8 protein-coding genes are annotated in these 8,627 nt (G+C 30.4%); 2 read left to right on the top strand and 6 right to left on the bottom strand.

Going from position 1 to position 8,627, the window contains the following annotated elements:
• Positions 1 to 1,442 (top strand): Hsp70 family protein (locus tag FWJ34_RS16015; RefSeq protein ID WP_308256347.1); only part of this gene is annotated, 1,442 nt, incomplete at its 5' end.
• A gap of 157 nt (positions 1,443 to 1,599) precedes the next feature.
• On the opposite strand, the gene FWJ34_RS16010 is transcribed toward FWJ34_RS16015, so the two are convergent.
• From FWJ34_RS16010 to FWJ34_RS16000, 3 genes are all read right to left on the bottom strand, one after another.
• On the bottom strand, positions 1,600 to 2,253 hold the full coding sequence (locus FWJ34_RS16010) for a hypothetical protein (protein WP_308256346.1): 654 nt from the start codon (positions 2,251 to 2,253) through the stop codon (positions 1,600 to 1,602).
• Between the two features lie 476 nt (positions 2,254 to 2,729).
• On the bottom strand, positions 2,730 to 3,419 hold the full coding sequence (locus FWJ34_RS16005; RefSeq protein WP_308256345.1) for a glycosyltransferase family A protein: 690 nt from the start codon (positions 3,417 to 3,419) through the stop codon (positions 2,730 to 2,732).
• 28 nt (positions 3,420 to 3,447) lie between these two features.
• Positions 3,448 to 4,974, bottom strand: coding sequence for a glycosyltransferase family 4 protein (locus FWJ34_RS16000; protein ID WP_308256344.1), 1,527 nt, complete (start codon positions 4,972 to 4,974; stop codon positions 3,448 to 3,450).
• Positions 4,975 to 5,135: 161 nt separating this feature from the next.
• Between FWJ34_RS16000 and FWJ34_RS15995 the strand changes: the two genes are divergently transcribed.
• Entirely contained in the window at positions 5,136 to 5,843 is a 708-nt protein-coding gene (locus tag FWJ34_RS15995) for a Uma2 family endonuclease (protein WP_308256343.1), read from the top strand.
• 278 nt (positions 5,844 to 6,121) lie between these two features.
• Here the strand turns inward: FWJ34_RS15995 and FWJ34_RS15990 are convergent, their stop codons facing one another.
• Genes FWJ34_RS15990 through FWJ34_RS15980 form a run of 3 tightly spaced genes read right to left on the bottom strand, consistent with a single transcriptional unit; the run spans position 6,122 to position 8,545 of the window.
• The gene (locus tag FWJ34_RS15990) at positions 6,122 to 6,805 is read right to left on the bottom strand and encodes a glycosyltransferase (RefSeq protein WP_308256342.1); all 684 of its coding nucleotides are present in this window, start codon (positions 6,803 to 6,805) and stop codon (positions 6,122 to 6,124) included.
• A gap of 4 nt (positions 6,806 to 6,809) precedes the next feature.
• Positions 6,810 to 7,499, bottom strand: a complete 690-nt coding sequence (locus tag FWJ34_RS15985) for a glycosyltransferase family A protein (RefSeq protein WP_308256341.1) — start codon at positions 7,497 to 7,499, stop codon at positions 6,810 to 6,812.
• Positions 7,499 to 8,545, bottom strand: a complete 1,047-nt coding sequence (locus FWJ34_RS15980; RefSeq protein WP_308256340.1) for a hypothetical protein — start codon at positions 8,543 to 8,545, stop codon at positions 7,499 to 7,501. Before FWJ34_RS15980 ends, FWJ34_RS15985 begins: the two co-directional genes overlap by 1 nt.
• Positions 8,546 to 8,627: the final 82 nt, after the last annotated feature.

Here is an 8,627-nt window from a genome sequence, read left to right as displayed (position 1 = left end):
ATATAAATAATGCGGAAGAAGAAGATATAATTATCGGGCAAAAAATAAGAGATAAAGGTTTAGATGTTAATAATAATCCTCGTTATTTTCGTAATTTTAAAAGAGGAATCGGTGCTAATATTCAAGGCTTTTTACCAGAATTAGAAGGAAAAAATATCAGTTTTGAGAATGTTGGTGAATGGTTTTTAACAAGAATTTTACAAGAGTTAAACCAGACTCCTGATAGTTTAATTTTAACTGTGCCTGTTGATAGTTTTGAACATTATCGTCACTGGTTGACAACTATTTGTGAAAAGTGGAATATAAATCAAATTCGCATTATTGATGAACCAACGGCGGCGGCTTTAGGTTATGGTACAGAAAATGATAATTTATTATTAGTAGTAGATTTTGGAGGCGGTACAATCGACTTTTCTTTGGTAGAATTAGATTTAGGAAAAAGTAAAAAAAGTCAAGGTTTTATCTTGAAATGGGGAGAAAAATTACTAGGAGAAAATAGCAATCAAAAAACAAAATTAGCGAAGGGAATTGCGAAAACTGGCACTAATTTAGGAGGTTGTGATTTAGTTAATTGGATATTAGATTATTTTCACACCAATCAAGGTATTGTTAAATCTTCCCTGACAACAAGACTAGCAGAAAGATTAAAAATTCAGTTATCTAGTCAGAAAACTGCCCAAGAAGTATTTTTTAATGATCGTACCCTAGAGACTTATAATTTATCCCTGAATCGAGGAAAATTTGAACAAATCTTGACCGAAAATCTTTTTTTTGATAAATTAGATCAATTAATGGAAAACCTCTTACAACAGGCAAAACGTGGGGGTATCGACATCATTAATATTGATAAAGTTTTATTAGTGGGTGGTAGTGGACAAATTCCAGCAGTACAAACTTGGTTACAACAATATTTCCCAGTAGAAAAAATTAAAAGTGATCAACCTTTTACGGCGATCGCCACTGGTGCCTTAAAATTAGAACAAGGTTTACAAGTTAAAGATTTTCTTTACCATAGTTACGGTATTCGTTACTGGAATCGTCGTCAAAAACGTCATGATTGGCATACTATTATTCCTAGTGGGCAACCTTACCCCATGACTAACGCTATTGAATTGACTTTAGGTGCATCAGTGGAAAATCAACCTAGTATTGAATTAATTATTGGTGAATTAGCAGAACAAAACACCAGTACTGAAGTTTATTTTGATGGCGATCGCCTTATTACCCGTAACGTAACTCAAGGGGAGAAAAAAGTGCAACCTTTAAATGATAATGAGGGGGGAAAAACCATTGCGAGATTAAATCCTTTAGGCATACCCGGAAGTGATCGTCTTAAAGTATTATTTATGGTAGATGAACAAAGAGCTTTAAAAATCACCGTTGAAGATTTACTAATTAACGAAATATTATTAAATAACGTGATAGTGGCTAGTTTGTCATAATTTTTTTTAAACAGAAAACAAATTTAATTATAGTTAATTCAATTAAAATTGAGACAAATTTAAAAACTTTGTAGGGGGGCAATGCCCACCATTAGATACTTTGCGATAATTAATAGTCATACAAAACTGTCTCATTATTATTTAAAATGACTATATTTCAATTTAAGCTAATTTGTCTTAATTTGAATATAGTTTGAGCTTTAAGAAAATGTAGTTGAGGTAAATCAGGATAAATTATCAGTGCTTTTTTTATTAAAATTAAAGCCTGTATATTTCTATTAATAGCGAGAAATTCCTCAATAAAAGATAACAATATATTGAAGTCAGGTTTGCCTATTCGCATTAAAAAATATTGATGATCATATTCTCTATCTACTTCTATAATGTTAGGATTTAACAGGGGAAAATCAAGAGGAGAAGAATCTAAATCACCATTAAATAGAGAAAATTTAGTTGTATGAGTGGCGTTGGAATTAAAGCCAATATTTTTAATTAAATTTACCGAGGGAATAATTGTTAATCCTGCCTGTAATAAACGAGAAAAAGTCCATTGATAATCCCAAGTATCAACTTTTTTATGTAAAGTTAATTCACAAATTTTACGGCGATAATTAAATTGTTCTTCATCTTGTAAAATATATTTTATTTTTTCTTGATTTTCTGGATTATTCCATTGTATTATTTCATAATCGTAAAAATTCCATGCCCTTCGCCAAGTTGCCCATCCCCAAACACTTCCATAATAAGAAAAATGATAACTTTGAGTTTTATTCTTCCATTTTAATAAATCATTTCTACCGCTAATCATCATAATATTAGGATTCAGTTGATATTGAAAAAGTAAATCTTCACAAAATCGAAAAAAATCAGGATGAGGAAGGCAATCATCCTCTAAAATAATTGCTTTTTCTACTTGTTCAAAAACCCAATTAATTCCTGTTGAAACTCGTTTACCACAACCTAAATTAATGTCTGAATAATTTTTAAATATTTCACATTCCCAATCAATATTTTCAACAATTTTTCGAGAAATTCGACATTTTTCTTGATCTTCTGGAATATTTAAACGTGGTCCATCAGCGATAATAAATAATTGAGATGGTTTAGCTTGGCGGATAGTTTCAAAAACTTTTTTGTTGTTTCTGGGCGATTAAAAATAAGAAAAACTACTGGGGTATCAAGTCTATTCTTAAACATAATTTTTTTCTTATTTCTGGTTTTAATAAAATACCTTAAGTATCATGTTTTCTCATTTTTTAAAAAAATAATATATAAATTTCGTTTATTTTAACCATTTATAAAATTTCTATTTCTTTCTAAAGAAGCTTTAATAATTTTAAAAATTTCTTTGGTGTTAGGAGTATATTTTTTCGGTTCATTAGTGATTCTTTTTAATAAAAGTGTTTCTGGAATAGCAACCATAGAAATTTTCGCATCTTTAGCACGAAAAAACCATTCTGTCGCTTCACCACCATAAATACATTGAGTGTTAAAAAGCCCAATTTTTTCAAAAATCTCTCTTTTAACAACTAAAGTACTTGCTAAATAACCATTATGATCTATAGATAAAAATTTTTGATTAAACCATGAAGGAATTATCACTTCTGAATCGAAAAAAAAACGTTGTTTTGTGATACTATAACCAATATTAGGCTCTTTAATAAAGTAATTAATTTGAGTTTCAAGTTTATTATTAGTCCAAATATCATCAGCATCTAAGAAAGCAATAAACTCACCTTTTGCCATGGCAATTCCTCTATTTCGAGCTACACAAACCCCTTGATTATGTTGATAAATATAAAGAATTTGAGGAAAACTTTTAGCTATATTTCCGCTATTATCTGTTGAACCATCATCAACTATTATTAATTCAAGAGGATCATAAATCTGTTTAAAAACACTTGCAATAGCTTCCCCTAGATATTTTTCACCGTTATAAACAGGTATAATCACGCTAACTAATGGTTTATTTGCCATAAAAAACTTAGTATTTTGATAGTTATTTTTAAATTTTTTTTTCGGTAAAAAGAGAGTTTAACATTTTTTGAGCAGGGATAAATTGAGGATTATTGTTAATAATATATTCTAAAGATGTTTTAGCTGTATCTAAATCTTTAAGAAAAATGGCACATTGAGCAATATACCAATAAATTCGCCAATGATTAAAACCTAAATTTAACGATATTTGAAACTCTGATAAAGCAGAAGAATATCTATTTTGATTTTGTAACACTAATCCACACCATAATCTTAAATAAGCATCCTCAGGATAGTAATTTCGATATTGAATAATACCTCCTTCACCACCTGACAATAATACTGATGATTGGGCAATTTTAGCTTCTGCACTCAATAATTCTTGGGTATCATCACAACTTAAACTCACTTGAAATTGTGGTGCTGACTCTCCTAAAGATTCAATAAAAAGTTGTGCTGGTGTTTTATTTTGACTAAAATTAATAGTATCTTGCCATAATCTTTTTCTCTTAGGTAATGCCATCATTTGTTGATAAATATTATGAAGTTTTTTTGCCCAATATTCACTATTAAAATTTTCTAAGGCATAATGACGGGCATTTTTTCCTAATCTGATTCTTTCTTCTGGATGATGATAAAGATATTCGATCGCTTTTCGATATTCTGACTCACTATTAACAATTAAACCAGTTTGATTATGGGTTACTAAACATTTAACTCCGCCATAAGGAAACACAACAGGAGGTATTCCTGCGTACATGGCTTCCTGTAAACTTTTTTCCGAAGTAGCATAAGTATCTTCACACAAAGGATAACCAAAAACATCTAAAATTGCTAAAATCTGTGTAATATTTTCCACATAACCACGAAAATCGAATTTATCTGCAATTCCTAGTTGATTTACTTCCTCTTGTAACTGCTTTTCAATGCCACCACCACAAACAATAAATTTTACATTGGGAATGGAAACCTCCCCACTCATAGAAATATAATTAGGGTGCATTTTTGCAAAATTAACCGTACCAATATAACCAACATTAAAAGTATCATGAGGTTGAGGTTGTAAATTTTTAAGTCTATCCTCATCAGCAATACCATAAACTATATCCTTTTGATTTTCAGGAATGTGATCAAATACTGGTAAATTAAGAGTATAAGGACTTGTGACTAAACCAAAATCTGAGTAACTAAGTAATTCTGTTGTGATGATTTGAGGAGGTTTATCACCAATAATTTTAAACCACAATAACAAACGCATAGGCGGAAAATCTAAGGAAAGAAACTCATAAATTGAGGGATTATTCCAAAAATGAATTTGTACAATATCAGCCTTTTCAATTTCTTGTATCAGAATTTCTCTGTCAGGTTTACGAAAAACCTTGATTTGAGCTTGTTTAGCTTGAATGAGAGTTAAAGGATAAACATCTGAGTGTAGGGTAATAATACAGTGTTCTTGAATAAGATTTTGTTTGAAAGCATATTTAGCAGAGGCGATTAGTGAACGAGTAGGTCCAGTGCTTGATAATTTATCGATAATATGGAGTATCTTGATCATTTAGTGCCAGTTAAAAAGTTATTCGTTATCAAAAATTAAGCTAATTACTATAGGCAACGCATATTTAATTTTTGGACAGATATATATTATGTCAACTAATATCTGAAAAGAATTTGTTATTATGGAAAAACCTTGACTAGATTTGTCTAATATAAAACAATATGGTTGCTCAATTAGAAAAAACCACAACATCAGAAATTATTTATCCCGATAGCGATGGTAAACAGATGGCAGATAATACTCTTCAGTTTCGTTGGATTACCACAATTAAATCCAATTTAGATTGGTTATTTGCCGATAATCCCCAAGTGTTTGTTGCCGGAGATTTACTTTGGTATCCAGTGGAAGGTGATAATAAAAAACGAGTTGCCCCCGATGTTATGGTAGTGTTTGGTAGGGAAAAAGGTGAGCGTGGTTCGTATCATCAATGGAAAGAAGATAATATTTCTCCCCAAGTCGTCTTTGAAATTCTCTCTCCGGGTAACACCACCAAAGAAATGTATGGTAAACTCCTATTTTATCAAGGTTATGGAGTGGAAGAATATTACATTTACGATCCCAATCTGAATGACTTAACTGGTTTTGTGCGACAGGATAATATTTTGACAATCATAGAAGAGATAGACGGTTGGAAAAGCCCTCGTTTAGGTATCCGTTTTCAATTAAGTCAATCTGAGTTAACTATATACTATCCTAACGATGAGTCTAAAGGCACAGGTGATCGCTTTTCCACTTATAATGAGGAAAAACAAAAAGTATTAGCGGAAAAAGAAAGGGCAGAAAAAGAGAAAGAAAGAGCGGAAAAAGAAAAACAAAGAGCAGATAAATTAGAAGCTAAACTTAGAGAATTAGGGATAGATTTGCCTTAATCGCCAAGAAACCTCAAACTTTTCAAGAAAAAAATAATCAAACAAGTAGGATTATTTCTAAAACTGAGATCTTGTCTTGCATCAGAACAAAAATACTTAATACCCTAAAGTAAGGTAATCAATTTTATAGCTGTTAGTGTCAATTCTGAAACTCATTACTCATTACTCCCTCTCACAAGCCAATTTTCAACTAGGTGCAAGATATGAGTAAAACCTCGCTTTGTCTGTTAAATTTAAGGTTGCAATAGAAATACATTTTAGCTTAGGGATTGACATACTCACCCGTTAAGCTGAAAAAGACGTTGACGATTAACAGATTGCTTAACAATTGTTAATAATTCTTGTCTATTTAACTCAACATTGTGAGAAAGATTTGTATGGTGAATACGTTTATACAGCAAAGTTTGAGGAATAAAACTATAAGGAATATGATAATCTTTTACCCTCGTAAACCATTCCGTATCACAACCAATGGTAAACTCTGGATTAAATTTACCGATTTTCTCCCACAATGATTTTCTCACTATTAGAGTGCCGGGAGTACGCCCCTTTTGTACTTCCTTTAATAATTTTTCGGGAAATCCTCTCCTCAATTCATATCCCGATTCTAAAAATAATTCTACTTGCCCGTAACTATATTCAATTTCAGGATCATTAATAAACTCATTCATCTGAAGACTTAATTTATTCTCGCACCATCGATCATCATGATCAAGAAAAGCGATTAAATCTCCCGTAGCGTTATCAATACCCGTATTTCTGGCATTCGCTAAACCTTTATTTTTTTGAGGAATATATCTCACATTTTGATAGGATTTAGCAATATCAGGAGTTTTATCAGTAGATTTTCCATCAATAACTATAATTTCTTGAGGTTGATAAGTTTGATTTAAAACAGTATTAATAGCTTCCGAGAGATATTTTTCACCATTTTTAACAACAATAATCACACTAATATTCATTATTTTATAATTTATGTCTGGAACGATCAAGATATTGTTTCATAACTTTCATTAAGCTCATATTTTTTCGTGCTGTTTCATAATTTATATAGCTTTTATATCGCCGATAAAATAAAGTTATTCGCTCAATAATTACTTTCTTCATACTATTTTCATTAACTTTTACCCATAAATCAACATCTTCTCCATAACTCATTGATTCATTAAACAAACCAATTTTTTCAAAGACTGATTTTTTCCAGATAGCACTACCAACATTAAAAGAAATATGAGGTTTTCTTTTAGATTCAAATAACAATCTATCATCTTCAATTTTATATAACCATTGATCTTGAGTATAACCTTGAACAATATCAACATCAATATTTTTTTTCATAAAATCTACATACTTTTCTAAACTATTACTTGGGAATAAATCATCAGCATCAAGAAAAGTAATTAAATCCCCTTTTGCCATTTTTATCCCCGTATTTCTAGCTCTGGAAACTCCACTATTTTCTTGATAAATATACTTAGTAATATCTTTAAATCGAGAGGCAACATTTACTGTTTTATCAGTTGAGCCATCATCAATAACAATAATTTCTAAGGGTTGATAATTTTGTTTCATAATGCTTTTAATTGCTTCAGCTAAAAATCTTTCTCCGTTATAAACAGGAATAATAACACTGATAAAAAATTGCTGATTAATCATTATTGAATACTACTAATTATTTTTGAAATTTGCTTAATATCTGTCCCTAAATTAAGATAATAACAAGGTATTTTTTTCACCAATTCACCCATTCTTTTTAAACTTTCTCGTCTGCTGTTAGGTAGTAAAAATAAACTGCTAGGTGCTAAAGCCGTTAATCCTGCCATGGAAGATGCTAGTGTTAAAGTAGTCTCTTTTTTACCCGTAATTTTAGGTATTAAGATAGCTTTTAAAGGTAAATTACTCAAAATTTTATTAGGAAAATGTTCATACAAAAAATATAACGCTTTTTCTCGATCAAGATGTTCTTGATTACTAATAATCTTTTTGATAAAAGGTAATCTTTCTATATCATCAGCATTTTTTTTACCTGTACTATAAATACTAAAAACTTTAGGAGTTGGCTTTGATTGAACTAAACAATAATCATCACTAACATAAAATAATTCAGAATCCAAACAAGCCAAAGCAGTAGTTGATTTTCCTGAGCCTCCTTTTCCGACTAACAATACCCCTCCATTTTCCTTTCCTACCGCTCCAGCATGACATAATTGTATTTGATTTTTTCCCATCCAAAAATGAAATATATAACGTAAAGGTGCAGCTATTTCCCAGTAAGGAATAGTATCAGGATTTTTTACCCAATAAATGGCTAAATTACGCTCTTTATCAACCATTGATACACCGATAGATGTTTTTCTAAAAATAGTATTAAATCGTTCATTATTAAACCCTCTTATTAACCCATCTTTTTCATAATCCTGTATTTGCCAAGGGGGAGGAGGCATCATTATATTTGTTGAATAACTATCCCATAAAAAAATTGTCAAATCAGCATTAATAAAAGGTTCAGTAGTCAAGTGATTTAAAGCACGAGTTATATAAGCAATAAGTTTAATTCCAGCAAAAATGAGCTTAATTTTAAAAGTGCCTATACAGTAAAAAAAGCTGATAGAATTACCAGAATTAGCTTCCGCTTTTTGATAGTGATTTAAAAAATTATCAAAAAAAGTTAAAGGATCATTTATTAGTTTTTGATGAAGCATTTTAAATTGTACAAATCTATATTTGCTTAGGATTAGGCCAACCAGTTTCATCAACACCATGAATGGGATCTAATGTCAATAA

Source organism: Geminocystis sp. GBBB08, from assembly GCF_016743215.1.
Lineage (GTDB): Bacteria > Cyanobacteriota > Cyanobacteriia > Cyanobacteriales > Cyanobacteriaceae > Geminocystis.
This window is presented reverse-complemented; position numbering and strand designations above follow the sequence as displayed.